This is a genomic window from Streptomyces sp. NPDC057136 (assembly GCF_042670885.1).
In the GTDB taxonomy this organism is placed as follows: Bacteria; Actinomycetota; Actinomycetes; order Streptomycetales; family Streptomycetaceae; genus Streptomyces.
In genome coordinates, this window is the sequence record NZ_JBHUUV010000002.1 from 40615 (window position 1) to 59920 (window position 19306).

A 19306-nucleotide genomic window follows, 5' to 3' on the forward strand; every position below is an offset into this window, starting at 1 on the left:
TGGATAACTGAGTGGTGATCGACGGTGATCGGGGCGGGATGGATGCGGACCACGGCGGGGGCGCCGAGAGCGAGCGGAAGGCCGCCTGGCCTGAGGCGGTGAGCCACCGGGCGGACGGGTCGGACGGGCCGGGCGGGCGTACGGACACCGGGACGGGCCAGGTCCCCCGGCAGGAGGCAGGGCCGGGGCGGGATGCCTCGCCGAATGCCACGGCGGGTGCCTCGCCGAACGTCACGGCGGGTGCCTCGCAGAATGTCTCGGCGGACAGCGAAGCCGGTGCCTCACCGGACGCGGATACGGACGGCGGAGGGGATGCCGTCCCCGGAGCAGTCGCTGCCCGCGGAGGCGGGATAGCCGCGCTCTCGGTTCGGTACCAGGTCGTCGCCGCCCTGGCGCTGGCCGTTATCGGGGTGCTCGGTGCCGTACACCTGGCCATGGTGTTTCTGCACGTCGCGCCGTCCAACACCCTGACGAAGCAGCACGGCGAGGCGATAGACGAATGGGTCTATCCGGAGTTCGAGCAGAACTGGAAGCTCTTCGCTCCCAATCCGCTTCAGCAGAACATCGCCGTACACGTGCGCGCCGAGGTGGCAGGGGACGACGGCCGTCGCACCACCCCCTGGATGAGCCTGTCCGGTGAGGACGGCGAGGCGATACGCGGCAACCTCCTTCCGAGCCATGTCGATCAGAACGAGCTCCGCCGCGGCTGGGACTTCTACTTGAACTCCCACGACAGCGAGAACCGTTCCAACGGTCTGCGCGGAGATCTCTCCGAGCGCTACATCCGCCGCATCGTGATGCTGCGCCTCGACGCGCACGACTACGGCGGCACGGTCGAGCGCATCCAGGTCCGCTCCGCCGTACGTTCCGTCCCGGCGCCGGCGTGGAGCGAGGAAAAGATCAGCACCCGGCCCACCTACCGGGTGCTCCCCTGGTGGACCGTGGACGCCGCCGATCTTCCCGGGAACGACGACGCAGCGACGCGGGCGTCGCAGGGTGAGGAGACGGACAAGTGAGCACTCCCACCGATGTGCGGGACAGCGGCCGGAATCCCGGTCCCGAGCCCGTCGGGAAGCCCGTCGGAAAGCCCGTTGGAAAGGTCGCGGGCAAGCTCGCCCACGGTATCCAGCGCGTCACTTCGGCGGCCCTGGGCCCGTACCAGAGCGCCGTCATCCGGATCGGCTTCGCCGCCACGTACCTGCTGTTCCTGCTGCGGGAGTTCCCGCACCGCCACGAGATGTACGGCCCCGACGGCCCGTGGCAGTGGGGCATGGCGGAGCAGCTCATAGGGAACAACGGCGCTTTCACGGTGCTCATGTGGTCGGACGGCACGGTGTGGTTCGAGAGCGTGTACGCGCTCGCGCTGGTGTCGGCCGCGCTTCTGATGGTCGGCTGGCGCAGCCGGACCATGTCCGTCCTCTTCATGGTCGGTGTGCTGTCCCTGCAGAACCGCAGCATCTTCATGGGCGACGGCGGCGACAACGTCATCCATCTGATGGCGATCTACCTCGTACTGACCCGCTGCGCACAGGTGTGGTCGCTGGACGCGCGGCGTGCGGGGCGTAACGCGGCACGGGCGGCGGACGGGCTCGGGCCGGTTCGGGACGTGGCGGGTCCCGTCCTCTGGACCGTACTCGGCTCCGTACTGCTGGTGGCCACGTTCATGGGCGGCCTCGGTGGCACGTGGTGGCTGCCGACCCTGCTGTGGGTGCTGTGGGTGGGCAACGGTGCCTGGTGGGCCGCGAACCGCTTCGCACCGGACGGGGAGCCGCGCACGCTGCTCGATGTCCTGGCCAACCTCGCCCACAACACGACGCTCGTCGTGATCATGGCCGAGGTCTGTCTGATCTACGCGACGGCGGGCTGGTACAAGATCCAGGGCTCGCGCTGGCAGGACGGTACGGCGCTCTACTACCCGCTCAAGTTGGACTACTTCACCCCGTGGCCCGGGCTCTCTGACCTCCTCGCGTCCAGCGGCGTGATGGTGATGGTGCTGACGTACGGCACGGTCCTCGTGCAGGTCGCGTTCCCGTTCACCCTGTTCAACCGGCGCGTCAAGAACGTGCTGCTGGTCGCCATGATCGGCGAGCACGCCGGAATCGCCCTGCTGCTCGGACTGCCCTTCTTCTCGATGGCGATGATCGCCGCGGACGCGGTGTTCCTGCCGACGGTCTTCCTGGTGTGGCTGGGTGGCCGGGCCACGCTCACGCGGGAGCGGTTCTTCTCCCGCCGTGTGCGTAAGGGCTCGGCGACCGCCGACCGGGGGCGGGCCGAGGAGGACGAGGGGGAGGTCCCGCAGCACAGTGGTGGCGCGGGCCATACGCTCGTCGGGTGAGCAGCGAGAACGGCAGTACAGAGCCCCCTTCGAATGTGGCCCCCGACCCGGCGGCGGAACCGGTCCAGTACGACGACGGATACGGGCCGGAGATCGGCGTCGGGCCGCATCCGCTGCCGTGGCCCGAGGGCGAGCGGTACGACCCCGAGCTGCTCGCCCACGGAGATCGGCGCAATGTCGGCGACGCGTACCGGTACTGGACGCGGGAGGCGATCGTCGCGGATCTGGATCTGCGGCGGCACGACTTCCATGTGGCGGTGGAGAACTGGGGCCACGACTTCAATATCGGGTCGGTGGTGCGTACCGCCAACGCCTTCCTCGCGAAGGAGATCCACATCGTGGGGCGGCGGCGGTGGAACCGTCGGGGGGCGATGGTCACCGATCGCTACCAGCATGTGCGGCATCACCCCGACACGGCGGACCTGACCGCCTGGGCGGCGGCCGAGGGACTGCCGATCATCGGGATCGACAACCTTCCCGGTGCGGTGCCGCTGGAGCGGACCGAGCTGCCGCGGCGCTGTGTGCTGCTCTTCGGGCAGGAGGGGCCGGGGCTTACGGAGGAGGCGCGTAAGCACGCGTCGATGGTGTGCTCGATTGCGCAGTTCGGGTCCACGCGGTCGATCAATGCGGGGGCTGCGGCGGCGATTGCGATGCATGCGTGGGTGCAGCGGTATGCGGATATTCCGGGGCCGGGTGTGGGGCCGGGTGCGGGTGCGGTGGTTTCTGGCGGCTGAGTGGGGGGTTGCGGCGGGCGGTTTGTGGCGCCTGCGGCGGGCCTTTCCCCACCCCGCCCCTTCCCGTAACCGGGGGCTCTGCCCCCGGCCCCCCGCTCCTCAAGCGCCGGAGGGGCTGGGTGGGGGCGGGGCAGGGGCTCAGCGGGGGTGGGTCGTGGCAGAGCTGGGGTGGGTGGGGCAGAGCTGGGGTGGGGCAGCGCTGAGTGGGGGATAGGTGGTGGCAGCGCCGCGTAGAGGTTGGTGGGTGGCAGCGCCGCGTAGAGGTCGGTGGGTGGCAGCGCTGCGTAGAGGTGGTGGGGGCAGAACTGCGTGGGGACGTCCTGCGCCCCCGCTCCTCAGACGCCGGTGGGAGCGGGGGCCGAGGCGCTTATGCCTGGCGGCGGACTTCCACTACTCGGAAGCGGTTCGAGACGAACGCGCCGTCGCACAGTGCCGCGTTCGCCGCTGGGTTGCCGCCCGATCCGTGGAAGTCGGAGAACGCCGCCGTCTGGTTGACGTACACCCCGCCGGTCAGGTTCAGCGAGAGTTGGGCCGACTCCTCGAAGCAGACGTTCTCCACCTCGCGCTCGACCTCCGGTGACGTGGTGTACGCGCCGACCGTCATCGCGCCCTTTTCGCGGATCGTGCGCCTCAGCAGGGCCAGGGCGTCCGTCGTGGAGTCGACCGAGACCGCGAACGAGACCGGGCCGAAGCATTCCGAGAGATAAGCAGCGCCGTCGTCCGACTTGGTGCCGTCGAGCTTGACGATGACCGGTGTACGGACCACCGCGTCGGGGAAGTCGGCGTTGGCCACCGTCCGTGAGGGCAGGGCCACCTCGCCCAGCTCCGCGGCGCCGTCCACCCTGGCCTTTACGTCCGGGTTGACCAGGGCGCCGAGCAGGGCGCCGGCCCGGGCGTCGTCGCCGAGGAGGCCGGTGACGGCGGCGGCGATGTCCGTGACCACGTCCTCGTACGACTTGTCGCCCGCGTCCGTCGTGATGCCGTCGCGGGGGATCAGCAGATTCTGCGGAGTGGTGCACATCTGGCCGCTGTAGAGGGAGAGCGAGAACGCCAGGTTGGCCAGCATGCCGCGGTAGTCGTCGGTGGAGTCGATGACGATCGTGTTGACCCCCGCCTTCTCCGTGTAGACCTGCGCCTGGCGGGCGTTGGCCTCCAGCCAGTCACCGAAGGCGGTGGACCCGGTGTAGTCGATGATCTTGATCTCGGGGCGCAGCGCCAGGGTCTTGGCGATGCCCTCACCCGGCCGCTCGGCGGCCAGGGCGATCAGGTTCGGGTCGAAGCCGGCCTCGGTGAGGACCTCGCGCGCCAGCTGCACCGTGAGCGCGAGCGGAAGCACCGCGCGGGGGTGCGGCTTGACCAGAACCGGATTGCCGGTGGCGAGGGAGGCGAAGATGCCGGGGTAGCTGTTCCAGGTGGGGAAGGTGTTGCAGCCGATCAGCAGCGAGATGCCGCGGCCCACCGCGGTGAACGACTTACTCAGCTGGAGCGGGTCGCGCTTGCCCTGGGGCTTGGACCAGTCGGCGGTCTGCGGGGTGCGGATCTGCTCCGCGTACGCGTACGCCACTGCTTCCAGGCCGCGGTCCTGAGCGTGCGGGCCGCCCGCCTGGAACGCCATCATGAACGCCTGGCCGCTGGTGTGCATCACCGCGAGGGCCAGCTCATGGGTGCGGGCGCTGATCCGGGAAAGGATCTCCACGCAGACAAGGGCCCTGGTCTCCGGTCCGGCTTCGCGCCAGGCGCCCATGCCCGCGCTCATGGCCGGCAGCAGGATGTCCAGGTCGGCGTGGGGGTACTCGACGCCGAGCTCCAGTCCGTACGGCGAGGTCTCGCCGCCCGTCCATCCGTCGGTGCCGGGCTGACCGAGGTCGAGCCGGGCGTTCAGCACGGCGTCGAACGCGGCCTTGCCCTCGGCCGGGCCCAGGCTGCCCGGGGCGCCGCCCTCGCCGTACGCCTTCGGGTGCTCGGGGTGCGGGGACCAGTAGGCACGCGTACGCATGGCTTCGAGAGCCTGGTCGAGCGTCGGTCGATGGGTCTCGGACAGCTGCTGGGGGGAGAGCTCGGCGGCCATGACGGACCAACTCCTCATCGAGCTGGGCAGGGACGGGCGGACGGAGTTAGAGTAACCGAACGATCGGTCGGGGCAAGGGCCCCCGGGAAACCTGTGGACAACTCATGGGGGAGGATCGCGGGCATGACTACGGCCAAGCGGGACACCTACACGCCTGAGACGCTCCTCACCGTGGCCGTTCGTGTCTTCAACGAGCGCGGCTACGACGGCACCTCGATGGAGCACCTCTCCAAGGCGGCCGGCATCTCCAAGTCGTCCATCTACCACCATGTGAGTGGCAAGGAAGAGCTGCTGAGGCGGGCCGTCAGCCGGGCGATAGACGGGCTCTTCGCGATTCTCGAGGAGTCCGGCGCGACGCGCGGGCGCACGATCGAGCGGGTCGAATACGTCACGCGCCGCACCGTCGAGGTGCTGATGACCGAGCTGCCCTACGTCACGCTGCTGCTGCGCGTGCGGGGCAACACGAAGACCGAGCGCTGGGCGCTGGAGCGGCGGCGCGAGTTCGACCAGCGGGTGTCGGAGCTGCTCAAGGCGGCGGTGGCCGACGGGGATCTGCGTGCCGACGTCGACATACGCCTGGCCACTCGGCTGCTCTTCGGGATGGTGAACTCCCTGGTCGAGTGGTACCGCCCGCAGCCCGGCGGTTCCGCGGAGGCGGAGCAGCTGGCGGACACGGTGGTGCAGCTGGCCTTCGAGGGGATGCGGGTCACTCGCTGACCAAGCCCTGGGCCAGATCCGTGGGGCGGTCCGGGCCGGGGCCCAGGTCGGTCTCCTCGAACACCAGCAGGGTGCGGGTGGAAAGCACCTCGGGGATGGCCTGAATCCTGGTCAGGACCAGTTCGCGCAGCGCCCGGTTGTCCGGGGTGTGGACCAGGAGCAGTACGTCGAAATCGCCGCTGACCAGCGCGATATGGGTGGCCCCCGGGAGTGCCTGCAACTGCTCGCGCACCGTGCGCCACGAGTTCTGCACGATCTTGAGCGTGATGTACGCGGAGGCGCCCTGCCCTGCCCGCTCGTGGTCCACCCGTGCGCTGAACCCGCGGATCACGCCGTCTTCCACGAGCCGGTTGATACGTGCGTACGCGTTGGCGCGCGAGACGTGGACGCGGTCGGCGACCGACCGTATCGAGGCGCGGCCGTCCGACCGCAGGATGCGGAGGATGTCGCGGTCGATGGCATCGAGCGGCCTGGCGGGCGGAACGGGACCAGGGTCCTCGCCCCGCTCGGCCATTTGTTCAGACGCCATCTCCCCGTGCCTCCCTGTTGTGGACGACCTGCCCCTATCCCAGGCTGTGGAGAACCGTTTGTCCACAGCCTGGCGGTGCCTGTAGCCAAAATGCCCCCGCGACCGAACAATCGGTAGGTGAGGCACGCCACACCCGTGCCTCGTCTACCCCTCGACATTTCGACATATTTCGACACCCCTCGATATACCTCGAAGCCAGGAGGTGCTTGTTCATGACGGTTCAAGAGCTGCCCGGCGCGGCTGCCTACCGGCCCACGCCGCCCCCGGCCTGGAAGCCGCTCACCGACCCGGCGCCGCTGCTCCCGGACCCCGAGCCGTACCGCGTGCTCGGTACGGACGCGGCGGCCGACGCGGACCCCGCTCTGCTGCTGCGGCTCTACGCCGAGCTGGTGCGCGGTCGTCGGTACAACGCGCAGGCCACGGCCCTGACCAAGCAGGGCCGGCTCGCCGTCTACCCGTCGAGCACCGGGCAGGAGGCATGCGAGATCGCGGCCGCGCTCGTGCTGGAGGAGCAGGACTGGCTCTTCCCCAGCTACCGCGACACCCTCGCGGCCGTGGCGCGCGGACTCGACCCCGTCGAGGCACTGACTCTTCTGCGCGGCGACCGGCACACCGGATACGACCCGCGCGAGCACCGCATCGCCCCGCTCTGCACCCCGCTCGCCACGCAGCTGCCGCACGCCGTGGGTCTGGCCCACGCCGCGCGGCTCAAGGGCGACGACGTGGTCGCGCTCGCCATGGTCGGCGACGGCGGGACCAGCGAGGGCGACTTCCACGAGGCGCTGAACTTCGCGGCCGTCTGGCGGGCCCCGGTCGTCTTCCTCGTACAGAACAACGGCTTCGCGATCTCCGTCCCGCTGGCCAAGCAGACCGCGGCGCCCTCTCTGGCCCACAAGGCCGTTGGATACGGGATGCCCGGCCGGCTGGTCGACGGCAACGACGCGGCCGCTGTGCACCAGGTCCTCGGCGAGGCGGTGGCCCGCGCCCGGCGTGGTGAAGGACCGACGCTCGTCGAGGCCGTCACCTACCGCATGGACGCCCATACGAACGCCGACGACGCCACGCGGTACCGCGTGGACAGCGAGGTCGAGGCATGGCGGGCGCACGACCCGATCCGGCTCCTGGAGCGGGAGCTGACCGGGCGCGGACTGCTGGACGAGGACGGCATCGTGGCGGCGAAGGAGGCGGCGGACGTGATGGCCGCCGCACTGCGCGAGCGGATGAACGCCGATCCGGTGCTCGACCCGATGAGCCTGTTCACGCACGTCTATGCGGAGCAGACGGAGCAGCTGCGCGAGCAGGCGGCCCGCTTGCGTGTCGAGCTGGATGCCGAGCAGGACCAGCACGACGACAACGCGGAGGAGCGGCGATGACGACCGCAGCGGCGGTTCCCGGCACGCAGGCGGGGAAGCCCAAGCCGGCCACCATGGCGCTGGCCCTCGGGCGTGCGCTGCGCGACTCGATGGCCGAGGACCCCTCGGTGCACGTCCTCGGTGAGGACGTCGGCACGCTCGGCGGGGTCTTCCGGATCACCGACGGTCTGGCGAAGGAGTTCGGCGACGACCGTTGTACGGACACGCCGCTGGCCGAGGCGGGAATCCTGGGCGCAGCCGTCGGTATGGCGATGTACGGGCTGCGGCCCGTGGTCGAGATGCAGTTCGACGCCTTCGCCTATCCGGCGTTCGAGCAGCTGATCAGCCACGTCGCCAAGATGCGCAACCGGACCCGGGGCGCCATGCCGCTGCCGATCACGGTGCGGGTGCCGTACGGCGGGGGAATCGGCGGGGTCGAGCATCACAGCGACTCCTCCGAGGCGTACTACATGGCCACCCCCGGTCTGCACGTCGTCACTCCGGCCACGGTCGACGACGCGTACGGGCTGCTGAGGGCCTCGATCGCCTCCGACGACCCGGTGATCTTCCTTGAGCCGAAGCGGCTGTACTGGTCGAAGGCGGCCTGGTCGCCGGACGCACCGGTGCCGGTCGAGCCGATCGGACGGGCTGTTGTACGCCGCTCCGGGCGCAGCGCGACACTCATCACCTACGGGCCGTCCCTGCCGGTCTGCCTGGAGGCGGCGGAGGCCGCGGTGGCCGAGGGCTGGGACCTCGAAGTCGTGGACCTGCGCTCGCTGGTGCCGTTCGACGACGAGACCGTCGCCGCGTCGGTACGGCGTACGGGGCGTGCCGTGGTCGTCCATGAGTCCTCCGGATTCGGCGGCCCCGGCGGGGAGATCGCCGCGCGGGTCACCGAGCGGTGCTTCCACCATCTGGAGGCGCCGGTGCTCAGGGTCGCCGGATTCGATATCCCGTATCCGGCGCCGATGCTGGAGCGGCACCATTTGCCGGGTGTGGACAGGGTGCTCGACGCGGTGGCCCGTCTGCAGTGGGAGGCGGAGAGCTGATGGCCCAAGTGCTCGAATTCAAGCTGCCGGACCTCGGTGAGGGACTGACCGAGGCGGAGATCGTGCGCTGGCTGGTGGAGGTCGGCGATGTCGTCGCCATCGACCAGCCGGTCGTCGAGGTCGAGACGGCCAAGGCGATGGTGGAGGTGCCGTGTCCCTACGGGGGCGTGGTGACCGCGCGGTTCGGCGAGGAGGGGACGGAACTCCCCGTCGGAGCGCCGTTGCTGACGGTGGCGGTCGGTTCGTCGGAGCCCGGGCCGGTGTCCGCCACGGGGTCCGGGGCGGCTGGTTCCGGGTCTGTCGAGGCCGAGTCGTCCGGCAATGTGCTGGTGGGTTACGGAACGGGGGCGCCGGCGGCACGTCGCCGTCGGGTCCGGCCCGAGTCGGTGTCGGCGCGGCCCGCGACGCCCGAACCGGTGCCCGCCGCCGAAGAGGTGCGGGGGCCGGTGGCCGTTGTCTCGCCCCTCGTACGGAAGCTTGCCCGGCAGCATGACGTCGATCTGCGTCAGGTGACGGGGTCGGGGCGCGACGGGCTGGTTCTGCGCGCCGATGTCGAGGCCGCGATCCGGGCCGTGGCAGAGCGGACGGCTGCGACTGCCGCCCCGGTGACGGTCACGGCGCCCGTCGCGGGCTCGTCGCCACGGGCGGGGCTGGGTGCTGCCGGTGAGCGGATTCCCTTGCGCGGGGTACGGGGCGCGGTCGCCGACAAGTTGTCGCGCAGCCGGCACGAGATCCCGGACGCGACGTGCTGGGTCGACGCCGACGCCACCGAGCTGATGGCGGCCAGAGCGGCGATGAACGGCGCCGGTGGCCCGTCCGCGGGCCCCAAGGTGTCGGTGCTCGCCCTGCTGGCCCGTATCTGCACGGCGGCGCTGGCCAAGTTCCCCGAGCTCAACTCGACCGTGGACCCGGCCGCCCGGGAGATCGTGCGGCTGCGGGACATCCATCTGGGCTTCGCCGCCCAGACGGAACGCGGGCTGGTCGTGCCGGTCGTCCGGGACGCGCAGTCCCGGAACGTGGAGTCGATCGGGGCCGAGATCGCCCGGCTGACGGAGTCGGCCCGTACGGGGACGCTCACGCCGGCCGAGCTGACCGGGGGGACATTCACGCTGAACAACTACGGGGTGTTCGGGGTCGACGGGTCGACACCGATCATCAACCACCCGGAAGCGGCGATGCTGGGCGTCGGCCGGATCATCCCCAAGCCGTGGGTGCACGGGGGCGAACTGGCCGTGCGCCAGGTCGTCCAGCTCTCGCTCACCTTCGACCACCGGGTCTGTGACGGAGGTACGGCGGGCGGCTTCCTCCGGTATGTGGCCGACTGCGTGGAACAGCCGGCGGTGTTGTTGCGCACCGTGTAGCGGCGGGGCGAGGGCTGTGCGGGGCCGGACCGCGGTGCGTGTCCGGTCCCTGGGGGATCGGCCGGGGCCGGGTACACGCATACTCGGGGCATGACCGCCTATGACGCCATCGTCCTTGCCGGAGGGGCCGCCAAACGCCTCGGCGGAGCCGATAAGCCCGGGGTCCGGGTCGGCGGCCGGTCGCTGCTCGACCGGGTTCTCGCGGCGTGCGCCGGAGCCGGGACCACCGTGGTGGTGGGCGGGCGGCGGCCGACCGGACGGCCCGTGACCTGGACGCGAGAAGTTCCGGTCGGCGGGGGGCCGTTGGCGGCACTCGGGGCCGGGGTGCGGCACACGACGGCGGAGCATGTGCTCGTACTCTCCGCCGACCTGCCGTTCCTCGGGGCGTCGATCGTCGGGGCGCTGCTGGCCGCCGCCGGGGAAGGGAGCCGGGAGGGCGCCCTGTGCACCGATCCCGGCGGGCGTGACCAGCCGCTGGTCGCGATGTACCGGGCCGAGCCGCTGCGTCGTGAACTCGCGCTCCTGGCCACCGAGCACGGCAGCATCGCCGGACTGCCGCTGCGATTGCTGACGGCCGAGCTGGATCTCGCCCGGGTCGAGGCCGGTCCCCTGGACTCCTTCGACTGCGACACCTGGGAAGACATCGCCACAGCCAGGGCCCGCATCAGGGAGCATGGGACCGTGCTGGACGAATGGATCACCGCAGTCAAGAACGAACTCGGCATCGACCTCGACGTCGACACCGGCCTCCTGCTCGACCTCGCCCGTGATGCCGCGCACGGCGTCGCCCGGCCGGCCGCGCCTCTGACGACCTTCCTGGTCGGTTACGCGGCGGCGAAGGCGAGCAGCGGTGACGGCCCGGAAGCGACGGCGGACGCGGTGGCCGACGCCGTCCGCAAGGCCGCCGCGCTAGCCCTCCGGTGGGAGGAGGAGGCGGGGGCCACGAACGAGGCCGACCCACAATGACGGGGCATCACGGCGCGGGTACAGGTACAGGTACCGGTGTCGGCGGCTCCTCGTCCCCGGGCGCCATGCAGCCCCCGAGCGACGCACCGTCCCGGCCCGTGGGTTCAGGCTCGGCATCGGCACCCTCGTCCTCGCCCGCGCCGGGTTCGTCCTCGATTCCCGCGATGGCGGCGGAGGACGAGCGGGCCGTGGAGGAGGCTCTGGCTCTCGTGGCGTCGAACCGGCCAGACCGGCCAGACCGTCCGGGGGAGCGGGAGGCCTCGGCCCTGCGCTCCTCCACCCCGCACTCCTCCACCCCGCACTCCCCCGCCGCCCCTTCGCATCCCTCGCGCCCCCGGCGCTCAAAGGCCACCTCCTGGGGCGACGCGCGCGCCCTGGCCGCGCGGGCAGGGCATGCCGTTCCCGTCTCCGCGCACCGCCTTCCCCTCGACCGGGCGCTCGGACACGTCCTTGCCGAGGCGCTCCACGCGCTCACCGATCTGCCGTCCTTCGACACCTCCGCCATGGACGGCTGGGTCGTCGCCGGGCCGGGCCCGTGGACCGTGCGGGAGGGCCAAGGACTCCTCGCCGGGCACAGTGCGCCCGCCGCGTTGCCCGACGGCGAGGCGGTACGGATCGCCACCGGAGCCCGTATCCCGGCAGATGCCACGGCCGTCATCCGCAGCGAGCACGCACACGCCGACGAAGCGAAGGGGCTGCTCTACGCGGAGCGCGAGGTCGTTCCCGGGCAGGACATCAGGCCGCGCGGCCAGGAGTGCCGGACCGGAGACGAACTGCTGCCTGCCGGCACCCTGGTGACCCCGGCCGTCCTCGGGCTGGCCGCCGCTGCCGGATACGACGCCCTGGTCGCCGTGCCCCGCCCCCGCGTCGACGTCCTCGTGCTCGGCGACGAACTCCTCACCGGCGGGCTCCCGCACGACGGGCTGATCCGGGACGCGCTCGGCCCCATGCTCGGCCCCTGGCTGCGGGCCCTGGGCGCAGAGGTCGGCGAGCCCCGCCGCCTCGGCGACGACGCCGCGGCTCTGCGGCATGCGCTCACCACCTCGGACGCCGACCTCGTCGTGACCACCGGCGGCACAGCCGCCGGTCCGGTCGATCACGTCCACCCGGTCCTCGCCGAAGTCGGAGCCGAGCTGTTGATCGACGGCGTCGACGTGCGCCCCGGCCATCCCATGCTGCTGGCCCGTCTCGCTTCCCAAGGGCCGTACGTCGTGGGGCTGCCCGGCAATCCGCTGGCCGCCGTCTCCGGTCTGCTCACGCTTGCCGAGCCCCTGCTGCGGGGCATCGCGGGGCGGACGGCCCAGGACCCGTACCGGGCGCTCGTTCATGACGGCGTGCAGGGACATCCGCACGACACCCGGCTCGTCCCCGTCGTCCATCGTGCCGCGCACGGGGGCGGGTTGGACCACGTCGTACCGCTGCACTACAACGGCCCCGCCATGCTCCGTGGGATCGCCGCTGCGGACGGGCTGGCCGTTGTGTCGCCGGGCGGGGTACGGTCCGGCACCGAGGTGGAGATCCTCGATCTGCCGTGGGCCTCGGCGACGCCGTGGACGGAAGGGTGTTTCACGTGAAACTTCCCGGCCAGGATGCGATGGCCAGGCGCGCTGAGGAGTATGTCGTCCCCACCCGGGTGATGCTGCCTCGCCGGGTCATGGACCGGCCGCTGCGGCAGGTCGCCAAGCGCGTGGCGATGGCGATGATGGTGCTGGCCGCCACGGTTCTGATCGTCTATGTGGACCGTGACGAGTACCACGACAACGCCGACGGCCGGGTCGACTTCCTCGACGCCGTCTACTACGCGACGGTGACGCTCTCGACCACCGGTTACGGCGACATCGTTCCGTACGGCGACGGCGCCCGGCTCATAAACGTGCTCCTGGTGACGCCGCTGCGCGTGCTCTTCCTGATCATCCTGGTCGGCACCACCCTCGAGGTCCTTACGGAGCGGACCCGCGAGGACTTCCGGCTGAACCGTTGGAGAAGCAACTTGCGTGAACACACCGTGGTCGTCGGCTTCGGCACGAAGGGCCGTTCGGCGATCCAGACGCTGTGCAGCACGGGCCTGAAGAAGGAACACATCGTCGTCGTCGACCCTGCCACGAAGGTGATCGAGGCCGCCAACGCCGAGGGCTTCGTGGGCGTGCTGGGCGATGCGACACGCAGCGATGTGCTGCTGCGCGCCGAGCTCCAGAAAGCGCGTCAGATCATCATTGCCACCCAGCGCGACGACACCGCGGTCCTGGTGACGCTGACGGCGCGCCAGCTCAACCGCGGCGCGAAGATCGTGGCCGCCGTGCGCGAGGAGGAGAACGCGCCGCTGCTGCGTCAGTCCGGCGCCGACGCGGTGATCACCAGCGCCAGCGCGGCCGGGCGGCTGCTCGGGCTCTCCGTGCTCAGCCCGAGCGCGGGCACGGTCATGGAGGACCTGATCCAGCAGGGCAGCGGGCTCGACCTGATCGAGCGGCCGGTGATAAAGGCCGAGGTGGGCAAGAACGTGCGTGAGGTCGAGGACCTGGTCGTCAGCGTGCTGCGGGGTCATCGGCTGCTCGGTTACGACGATCCGGCGGCCAGCCCGCTGCAACTGACGGACCGCCTCATCACGATCGTGCGTGCCTCCCCGTCCCACATCCCGATGAGCAGTCCCCCGCCGGGCAGCGGGCTGCGGTAGCGGATCGACCCGCTCATTCGGGGCGGGGCGGGGCGGGGCAGGGCGGGGCGCGCGAGTCGGCCGCATGCCGGAGCGCGCCGTACGGAGTAGCCTCGCGGCCATGCATGCGATCACGATCTCCGAACCCGGTGGCCCCGAGGCGCTCGTATGGGCCGAGGTGCCCGATCCCGTACCAGGCGAGGGCGAGGTCCTTGTCGAGGTCGTGTCCAGCGCCGTCAACCGCGCCGATGTGATGCAGCGGCAGGGCTTCTACAACCCGCCGCCCGGCGCCTCCCTCTACCCCGGCCTGGAGTGCGCGGGCCGTGTCGCGGCGCTCGGTCCCGGTGTCACGGGCTGGTCGGTCGGTGACGAGGTGTGCGGGCTGCTCGCGGGCGGCGGTTACGCGGAGAAGGTCGCCGTGCCGGCCGGGCAGCTCCTGCCCGTACCCGAGGGTGTGGATCTGGCGACGGCTGCGGCGCTGCCCGAGGTGACGGCGACCGTCTGGTCCAACGTCTTCATGGTGGCGCATCTGCGCCCCGGCGAGACCCTGTTGGTGCACGGCGGGTCCAGCGGCATCGGCACGATGGCCATCCAGCTGGCCAAGGCGGTCGGCGCGCGCGTCGCGGTGACCGCTGGCGGGCCCGAGAAGCTGGCGCGCTGCGCGGAGCTCGGGGCGGACATCCTCATCGACTACCGCGAACAGGACTTCGTCGAGGAGATCCACAAGGCGACGGACGGCGCGGGCGCCGACGTCATCCTCGACATCGTCGGTGCGAAGTACCTGGACCGGAACGTGCGGGCACTCGCCGTGAACGGCCGCCTCGCGATCATCGGCCTCCAGGGCGGCGTCAAGGGCGAGTTGAACCTGGGCGCGCTGCTGACCAAGCGGGCCGCGGTCACGGCCACCTCCCTGCGGGGGCGTCCGCTCGCCGAGAAGGCAGCCATCGTCGCCGCGGTGCGCGAGCATGTCTGGCCGCTGATCGCCGGTGGTGTGGTCCGGCCGGTCGTGGACCGCACGATGCCGATGACGGACGCCGCGGAGGCGCACCGGGTACTGGAATCCAGTACGCACATCGGCAAGGTGCTCCTGCTCGCACCGACAGCCGCCTGACCCACGCCAGGCACAGCATCCGGAGCACCGGAGCACCCGGAAGACGCAGGGGCCCGGCACACAACGTCGAACGTTGCGTGCCGGGCCCCTGCGGCGCTTACGGGTACGGGTGGTGCTTACAGGTACGGGCCGGACCGGATCGGTCCGTGCGGGTCCGAGCCGCCTTCCTCGTCCTCGTGGCCCGAACCGGGCGGCAGGGCGCGCCGCATCTGTTCCAGCTGGGCGCGGGCCGCCATCTGCTGGGCGAACAGTGCCGTCTGGATTCCGTGGAAGAGTCCTTCCAGCCAGCCGACCAGCTGAGCCTGCGCGATCCTCAGTTCCGCCTCCGACGGGACCGACTCCTCGGTGAACGGCAGGGAGAGCCGCTCCAGCTCCTCCACCAGTTCCGGCGCCAGCCCGTCCTCCAGCTCCTTCACGGAGCTGGCGTGGATCTCCTTGAGCCTGACGCGGCTCGCCTCGTCGAGAGGAGCCGCCCTGACCTCCTCGAGGAGCTGTTTGATCATGCTGCCGATGCGCATGACTTTCGCGGGCTGTTCGACCATTTCCGTCACCGGGACCTCGCGGGATTCGTCGCCACTGTCACCGCCGCCGATAGCCATTCCGTCCTGCCCCACTACGAGGACTTGGGGGTGCTCCTGCGACCGGTCATTCCTCGGCATCTCCATGCCGCCATTCTCTCGCACGTGCCATACACCACGGTGGTGCCCCCGGGAATGGTTGATCCACCACTTCCAGGGGCACCGAAACAGGCGGTCCGCCGAGCCGGAAACCGGCTCAGCGAGCCGCGCTCACCCCGCCCGCCGGGCCAGCACCGCCCGTGAACCGGAGAACGCGGCGGCCAGTAGCCCCGCGAGCACCGGTACGACCAGGGCCAGCAGCCCGATGGTCTCCCACGGCATCACGATCGGCGTGTACGCGGAGTCCATGGGCTCCGCGCGCATGGACTTCATCGCATCGCGCAGGTCGATCAGGCGCAGAGCCACCGCGGGTACGAGGCCTGCGGCCGTCCCGAGCAGGACCCCCGTGAGCGAGACCACCAGGCACTGGAAGCCGGAGAGCGTACGCCGCACGCCCGGTGGTGCGCCGACCGCGCTGAGCGTGGTGAGGTCGGCCTCCGCGTCCGCCTTGGCCAGACCGGTGGTGATCGCGGCGGCGCCCAGGGTCACCAGACCGGCGAACAGGGCGAGGATCAGCAGGAGGACGTCCTCGCCGGAGTCGGGCTGATTGCCGGACATCAGAAGGGCGCCGCCTCCGGCCAGTTCGATCGCCGAGGCGATTGCCTGCTCCTCGGCATCCGTCGCGCGGTGGGCGACGGGGTAGATGCTCCCGAACTCCTGGGTGTGGAGGCCGAGCCGGGCTGCCGTCCGCTGCGGAATGATCATGCGGATGCCGGGGGTGTCGGCGTACGCGTCCGGGGCGACGTAGACCTTCAGACGGTCGGTCGTGCTTCGCGCCTTGCCCGGGTGCAGCTTGCGGTTCTCGGTATCGCGGTCGTTGTACGCGTGCACGGCTTTGAGGGTGACCTTGCCGTTCTTCGCGTACGCCGAATTGAGCAGGACCGGTGTGCCCGCCGCGAGGGCCTTGGCCGCCGCCGGGTCGTCGAGTTTCACGTACGTCGTGAGCAGCTTGGCGTCGCCCACCACGATCTTCGAGGTGTCGGTGTCGAAGCTGGTCATGAGCATGAACTCGTCCACGCAGGCCGGCGAGCTCATCAGGTTCTTGTGCTCGGAGGCGGACAGCTTCCGGGCGAGTGCCTTGGCGCCCGCGCCCTTCAGCGGGCAGGCGTGGCCCTTGCCGGTCGGCTTGACCAGCTCGGTGGTGCCGCAGCCGCTCTCCTCCTCGAAGTAGACCGAGCAGTCGCTGCCCGCCCAGACCCGGCCGAAGTCGGCGCGGCCGCCGCTGAGGGAGAGATGGTGCTCGGCGGCCGCCCGCGCCCGGGGCAGCTGCGCGACGTGCTCCGGGTCGGTGGCGACGAGTGCGGCCGTGCCCGAGGTGAGCGAGGGCGTGAAGGTGTAGTCGTGCTCGGCCAGTGTGCTGTTCATGTACGTGGCCACGGCCACGGTGCCGGCGACGGCCGCCATCACCGCGGCGACGGCAGGTGCGGTACGCCCCCGGTTGCGGGCCGCGTCGCGCAGCGCCATCCGCGGGCTGAGCGGAAGCCTGCGGCCGAGCCGGCCGAGGAGTCCGACGAGCACGGGGATGCAGGCGAGAACGCCGAGTTCGGCGAGGACCGAGCCGCCGGCGACCAGGGGCGAATCGCCGTTGACACCGCCGTAGACGGCGATCGCGACACCACCCGCGATGGCGGCGGAGCCCAGTGCGGGCAGCACGCGGGAGCTGCGACGGGTACCGCGGCGGCCGGTCAGGGACTCCAGTACGGACTGCCGGCCGGCCACGATCGCCGGGGCGAGCGCCGCCAGGATGCCGGTGACCAGGCCGAGCGCGGCGATGGCCAGGAGTTCCGCCGGGCGTACGGAGAGTTCACCGAAGCGGTTTCCGGTCCAGCCCTCGATCAGCGGGCGGAACAGCACGGTCAGCCCGAATCCGGCGACGACGCCGAGCACGGCGCCGACTCCGCCGAGCACCGCACCGCCGGCCAGCACCACGGCCCGGATGTGGCTCCGGTCGCCGCCGCACGTACCGACCAGGCCGAGCTGCCTGCGCGAGCGGCGTGCGCCGACCGCGAAGGCCGGTCCGGCGAGCAGCACGATCTCCAGGACGGTCAGGGCGACCACGGTGACGACCGCGGCGCTCATCTCCGCCGAGCTTCCGGAGCTGCCGCTCATGCTGTCGGCCATCGGGACCTCGGAGTCCGGCGGTGGGTCGAGGGCGACCTGGCGGGACACCACCAGGAGGCCCTTCTCATTGGCCCTGAGCACGTCCGGCCAGCCCACGCCGACTCCGGCCGCACCCTTGACCAGCCATTCCGTCTCGCCGGGCTGGGGCGGCAGGATCGTGGCGTCGCGGTCGGACGCGGTCTTCCAAGGGGCGATGACCGCGCCCGGATCGGCGTACAGCGCCTTCTTGCCCAGGTCGTCGGGCAGTTCGACGGTGCCGGTGAGGGTGTACACCTTCCCGGGGCCGCGCACCGTGACGCGGGAGCCGATACGGAGCCCGGCCGATTCCATGAAGGGCTCGGTGGCGGCGATCTCGTCCTTGCCGTCCGGGAACGCACCGTCCACCAGCTCGATCTTGCCCCGGGCCAGCGGGTCCGCGGTGCGGAACTCGACGATTTCCGTGCTCGCGATGCCGTGCCGGGTGGTGACGACGGCGGGGACGGACCGCTCGGTGAGGTAGCGCGAGCCCTTCGGGAACGTACTGCGTACGTCCACGGGCCCACGGCTCTCCGCGTCGGAGAGTGCCTGACCACCCCAGCTATCACCGTCGGGCATCTGCTCGATCGCCCCTACGCCCATGCCCGGATGGCTGTACAGGGCGTCGGCCGAACCCATCAGGGCCGTCAGTTTCTCGGCCCGGTCAGGCAGCGCGCTGCGGTACGACACATCGGCGGCCGTCACCCCGAGGACCGGCAGGGCGATCATCGCGACCACCAGCGCGCTGCGGCCCTTGGCCCGCATGGCGTCCCGCCGGGCGATCCGGAAGGCGGCGCGCCACCCCGAGAAGACGCTCACTTGGCGCCCTCTGCGGTGAGCAGCGAGTCGGCACCGGAGACGAGTGTCTGGTCGACGATCGAACCGTCCCGGAGGAACACGACCCGGTCGGCCCAGGCCGCGTACCGCGGCTCGTGCGTCACCATCACCCCGGCCGCGCCCTGGTCGCAACGGCTGCGGAGCAGGGCGAGGACGGACTCGCCGGTCTCGGAGTCGAGCGCTCCGGTCGGCTCGTCGGCGAGCACGAGACGCCGGTCCCCCACCAGGGCGCGGGCGATGGCGACGCGCTGCTGCTGGCCGCCGGACATCTCGTCGGGGAAGCGGTCGGCGATCTCGCCGAGACTCATCTCTTCCAGCGCGGCAAGGGCTTCCTTGCGCGCCTTGCGGAGGGAGACGCCGTCGAGTTCGCGGGGCAGGGCGATGTTCTCGGCGGCGGTGAGGGCGGGGATGAGGTTGTAGTCCTGGAAGACGTAGCCGACGCTGCGGCGGCGGAGGGCGGCGATGCCCTTGCGGCCGAGGGTGGCGATGTCCTGGCCTTCGATGACGACCTGCCCGCTGCTCGCGGTGTCGAGACCGCCGGCCAGCGTCAGCAGGGTGGACTTTCCGGAACCGGACGGTCCCATCACGGCGACGAGCTCACCCGTGTGGACGGACAGGTTGATCCCGCGCAGCGCGTGGACCTGGGCGACACCGGAGCCGTGCGTGCGCGTCAGCGCTCTCAGCTCCAGGACGGGCGCGTTCACGGACAAGCCGGTGGACGGGGACGGGACGGACGAGGACATGGTGGGCGTTCCCCCTAGGACGTTCTGCTGGGTGCTGGGTG

16 protein-coding genes are annotated in these 19306 nt (G+C 71.2%); 11 read left to right on the forward strand and 5 right to left on the reverse strand.

From position 1 onward, the window contains the following. Positions 1-38 precede the first annotated feature (38 nt). The 3 genes from ACFT7S_RS02730 to ACFT7S_RS02740 are packed head-to-tail and all read left to right on the forward strand — an operon-like array spanning position 39 to position 3069. A complete protein-coding gene (locus ACFT7S_RS02730; RefSeq protein ID WP_382726016.1) occupies positions 39-1016 on the forward strand; it encodes a DUF5819 family protein in 978 nt (325 codons plus the stop codon). Continuing rightward, complete coding sequence (locus tag ACFT7S_RS02735; RefSeq protein WP_382726019.1) at positions 1013-2335, forward strand: HTTM domain-containing protein; 1323 nt, start codon at positions 1013-1015, stop codon at positions 2333-2335. Before ACFT7S_RS02730 ends, ACFT7S_RS02735 begins: the two co-directional genes overlap by 4 nt. Beyond that, positions 2332-3069 carry a TrmH family RNA methyltransferase gene (locus ACFT7S_RS02740; RefSeq protein WP_382726021.1) on the forward strand — a complete coding sequence of 246 codons (738 nt, stop codon included), beginning with the start codon at positions 2332-2334 and terminating at the stop codon, positions 3067-3069. Before ACFT7S_RS02735 ends, ACFT7S_RS02740 begins: the two co-directional genes overlap by 4 nt. Positions 3070-3436: 367 nt before the next feature. On the opposite strand, the gene paaN is transcribed toward ACFT7S_RS02740, so the two are convergent. Further along, positions 3437-5137, reverse strand: a complete 1701-nt coding sequence (gene paaN / locus ACFT7S_RS02745) for a phenylacetic acid degradation protein PaaN (protein ID WP_382726023.1) — start codon at positions 5135-5137, stop codon at positions 3437-3439. 123 nt (positions 5138-5260) lie between these two features. Here paaN and ACFT7S_RS02750 point away from each other — a divergent pair, with 123 nt between their 5' ends. Next, the gene (locus tag ACFT7S_RS02750; RefSeq protein ID WP_382726026.1) at positions 5261-5854 is read left to right on the forward strand and encodes a TetR/AcrR family transcriptional regulator; all 594 of its coding nucleotides are present in this window, start codon (positions 5261-5263) and stop codon (positions 5852-5854) included. On the opposite strand, the gene ACFT7S_RS02755 is transcribed toward ACFT7S_RS02750, so the two are convergent. After that, on the reverse strand, positions 5844-6383 hold the full coding sequence (locus ACFT7S_RS02755; RefSeq protein WP_382726028.1) for an Lrp/AsnC family transcriptional regulator: 540 nt from the start codon (positions 6381-6383) through the stop codon (positions 5844-5846). The two genes, ACFT7S_RS02750 and ACFT7S_RS02755, sit on opposite strands and share 11 nt — an antisense overlap. Before the next feature lie 212 nt (positions 6384-6595). Here ACFT7S_RS02755 and pdhA point away from each other — a divergent pair, with 212 nt between their 5' ends. From pdhA to ACFT7S_RS02790, 7 genes are all read left to right on the forward strand, one after another. Continuing rightward, positions 6596-7756 (forward strand): pyruvate dehydrogenase (acetyl-transferring) E1 component subunit alpha, encoded by a 1161-nt coding sequence (pdhA, locus tag ACFT7S_RS02760; protein WP_382726031.1) that lies wholly within the window; start codon positions 6596-6598, stop codon positions 7754-7756. Beyond that, entirely contained in the window at positions 7753-8784 is a 1032-nt protein-coding gene (locus ACFT7S_RS02765; RefSeq protein ID WP_382726033.1) for an alpha-ketoacid dehydrogenase subunit beta, read from the forward strand. The genes pdhA and ACFT7S_RS02765 overlap by 4 nt, the downstream gene beginning before the upstream one ends. Next, positions 8784-10145, forward strand: coding sequence for a dihydrolipoamide acetyltransferase family protein (locus ACFT7S_RS02770; protein WP_382726035.1), 1362 nt, complete (start codon positions 8784-8786; stop codon positions 10143-10145). Before ACFT7S_RS02765 ends, ACFT7S_RS02770 begins: the two co-directional genes overlap by 1 nt. Before the next feature lie 90 nt (positions 10146-10235). Continuing rightward, positions 10236-11111, forward strand: a complete 876-nt coding sequence (locus ACFT7S_RS02775; RefSeq protein WP_382726037.1) for a DUF6457 domain-containing protein — start codon at positions 10236-10238, stop codon at positions 11109-11111. A gap of 164 nt (positions 11112-11275) precedes the next feature. Then, a complete protein-coding gene (locus ACFT7S_RS02780) occupies positions 11276-12685 on the forward strand; it encodes a molybdopterin molybdotransferase MoeA (RefSeq protein WP_382726040.1) in 1410 nt (469 codons plus the stop codon). Then, entirely contained in the window at positions 12643-13782 is a 1140-nt protein-coding gene (locus tag ACFT7S_RS02785) for a potassium channel family protein (RefSeq protein ID WP_382726043.1), read from the forward strand. The genes ACFT7S_RS02780 and ACFT7S_RS02785 overlap by 43 nt, the downstream gene beginning before the upstream one ends. A 100-nt stretch (positions 13783-13882) precedes the next feature. Then, positions 13883-14872, forward strand: a complete 990-nt coding sequence (locus ACFT7S_RS02790; RefSeq protein WP_382726045.1) for an NAD(P)H-quinone oxidoreductase — start codon at positions 13883-13885, stop codon at positions 14870-14872. 116 nt (positions 14873-14988) lie between these two features. On the opposite strand, the gene ACFT7S_RS02795 is transcribed toward ACFT7S_RS02790, so the two are convergent. The 3 genes from ACFT7S_RS02795 to ACFT7S_RS02805 all read right to left on the reverse strand — a co-directional run bounded on the left by ACFT7S_RS02795 (position 14989) and on the right by ACFT7S_RS02805 (position 19265). After that, positions 14989-15537 (reverse strand): bacterial proteasome activator family protein, encoded by a 549-nt coding sequence (locus ACFT7S_RS02795; RefSeq protein ID WP_328911193.1) that lies wholly within the window; start codon positions 15535-15537, stop codon positions 14989-14991. 123 nt (positions 15538-15660) lie between these two features. Further along, positions 15661-18504, reverse strand: coding sequence for an FtsX-like permease family protein (locus tag ACFT7S_RS02800; RefSeq protein WP_382726048.1), 2844 nt, complete (start codon positions 18502-18504; stop codon positions 15661-15663). Then, positions 18501-19265, reverse strand: coding sequence for an ABC transporter ATP-binding protein (locus tag ACFT7S_RS02805; protein WP_382726051.1), 765 nt, complete (start codon positions 19263-19265; stop codon positions 18501-18503). The genes ACFT7S_RS02800 and ACFT7S_RS02805 overlap by 4 nt, the downstream gene beginning before the upstream one ends. Positions 19266-19306: the final 41 nt, after the last annotated feature.

What these genes read in the sequence shown, in the direction of transcription:
- ACFT7S_RS02730 (WP_382726016.1), top strand. Translation starts at nt 39, where the DNA reads ATGGATGCGGACCACGGCGGGGGCGCCGAGAGCGAGCGGAAGGCCGCC.
- ACFT7S_RS02765 (WP_382726033.1), top strand. Translation starts at nt 7,753, where the DNA reads ATGACGACCGCAGCGGCGGTTCCCGGCACGCAGGCGGGGAAGCCCAAG.
- ACFT7S_RS02795 (WP_328911193.1), bottom strand. Translation starts at nt 15,537, where the DNA reads ATGGAGATGCCGAGGAATGACCGGTCGCAGGAGCACCCCCAAGTCCTC.
- ACFT7S_RS02805 (WP_382726051.1), bottom strand. Translation starts at nt 19,265, where the DNA reads ATGTCCTCGTCCGTCCCGTCCCCGTCCACCGGCTTGTCCGTGAACGCG.
- ACFT7S_RS02750 (WP_382726026.1), top strand. Translation starts at nt 5,261, where the DNA reads ATGACTACGGCCAAGCGGGACACCTACACGCCTGAGACGCTCCTCACC.
- ACFT7S_RS02790 (WP_382726045.1), top strand. Translation starts at nt 13,883, where the DNA reads ATGCATGCGATCACGATCTCCGAACCCGGTGGCCCCGAGGCGCTCGTA.
- ACFT7S_RS02780 (WP_382726040.1), top strand. Translation starts at nt 11,276, where the DNA reads ATGGCGGCGGAGGACGAGCGGGCCGTGGAGGAGGCTCTGGCTCTCGTG.
- ACFT7S_RS02775 (WP_382726037.1), top strand. Translation starts at nt 10,236, where the DNA reads ATGACCGCCTATGACGCCATCGTCCTTGCCGGAGGGGCCGCCAAACGC.
- pdhA (WP_382726031.1), top strand. Translation starts at nt 6,596, where the DNA reads ATGACGGTTCAAGAGCTGCCCGGCGCGGCTGCCTACCGGCCCACGCCG.
- ACFT7S_RS02755 (WP_382726028.1), bottom strand. Translation starts at nt 6,383, where the DNA reads ATGGCGTCTGAACAAATGGCCGAGCGGGGCGAGGACCCTGGTCCCGTT.
- ACFT7S_RS02770 (WP_382726035.1), top strand. Translation starts at nt 8,784, where the DNA reads ATGGCCCAAGTGCTCGAATTCAAGCTGCCGGACCTCGGTGAGGGACTG.
- paaN (WP_382726023.1), bottom strand. Translation starts at nt 5,137, where the DNA reads ATGGCCGCCGAGCTCTCCCCCCAGCAGCTGTCCGAGACCCATCGACCG.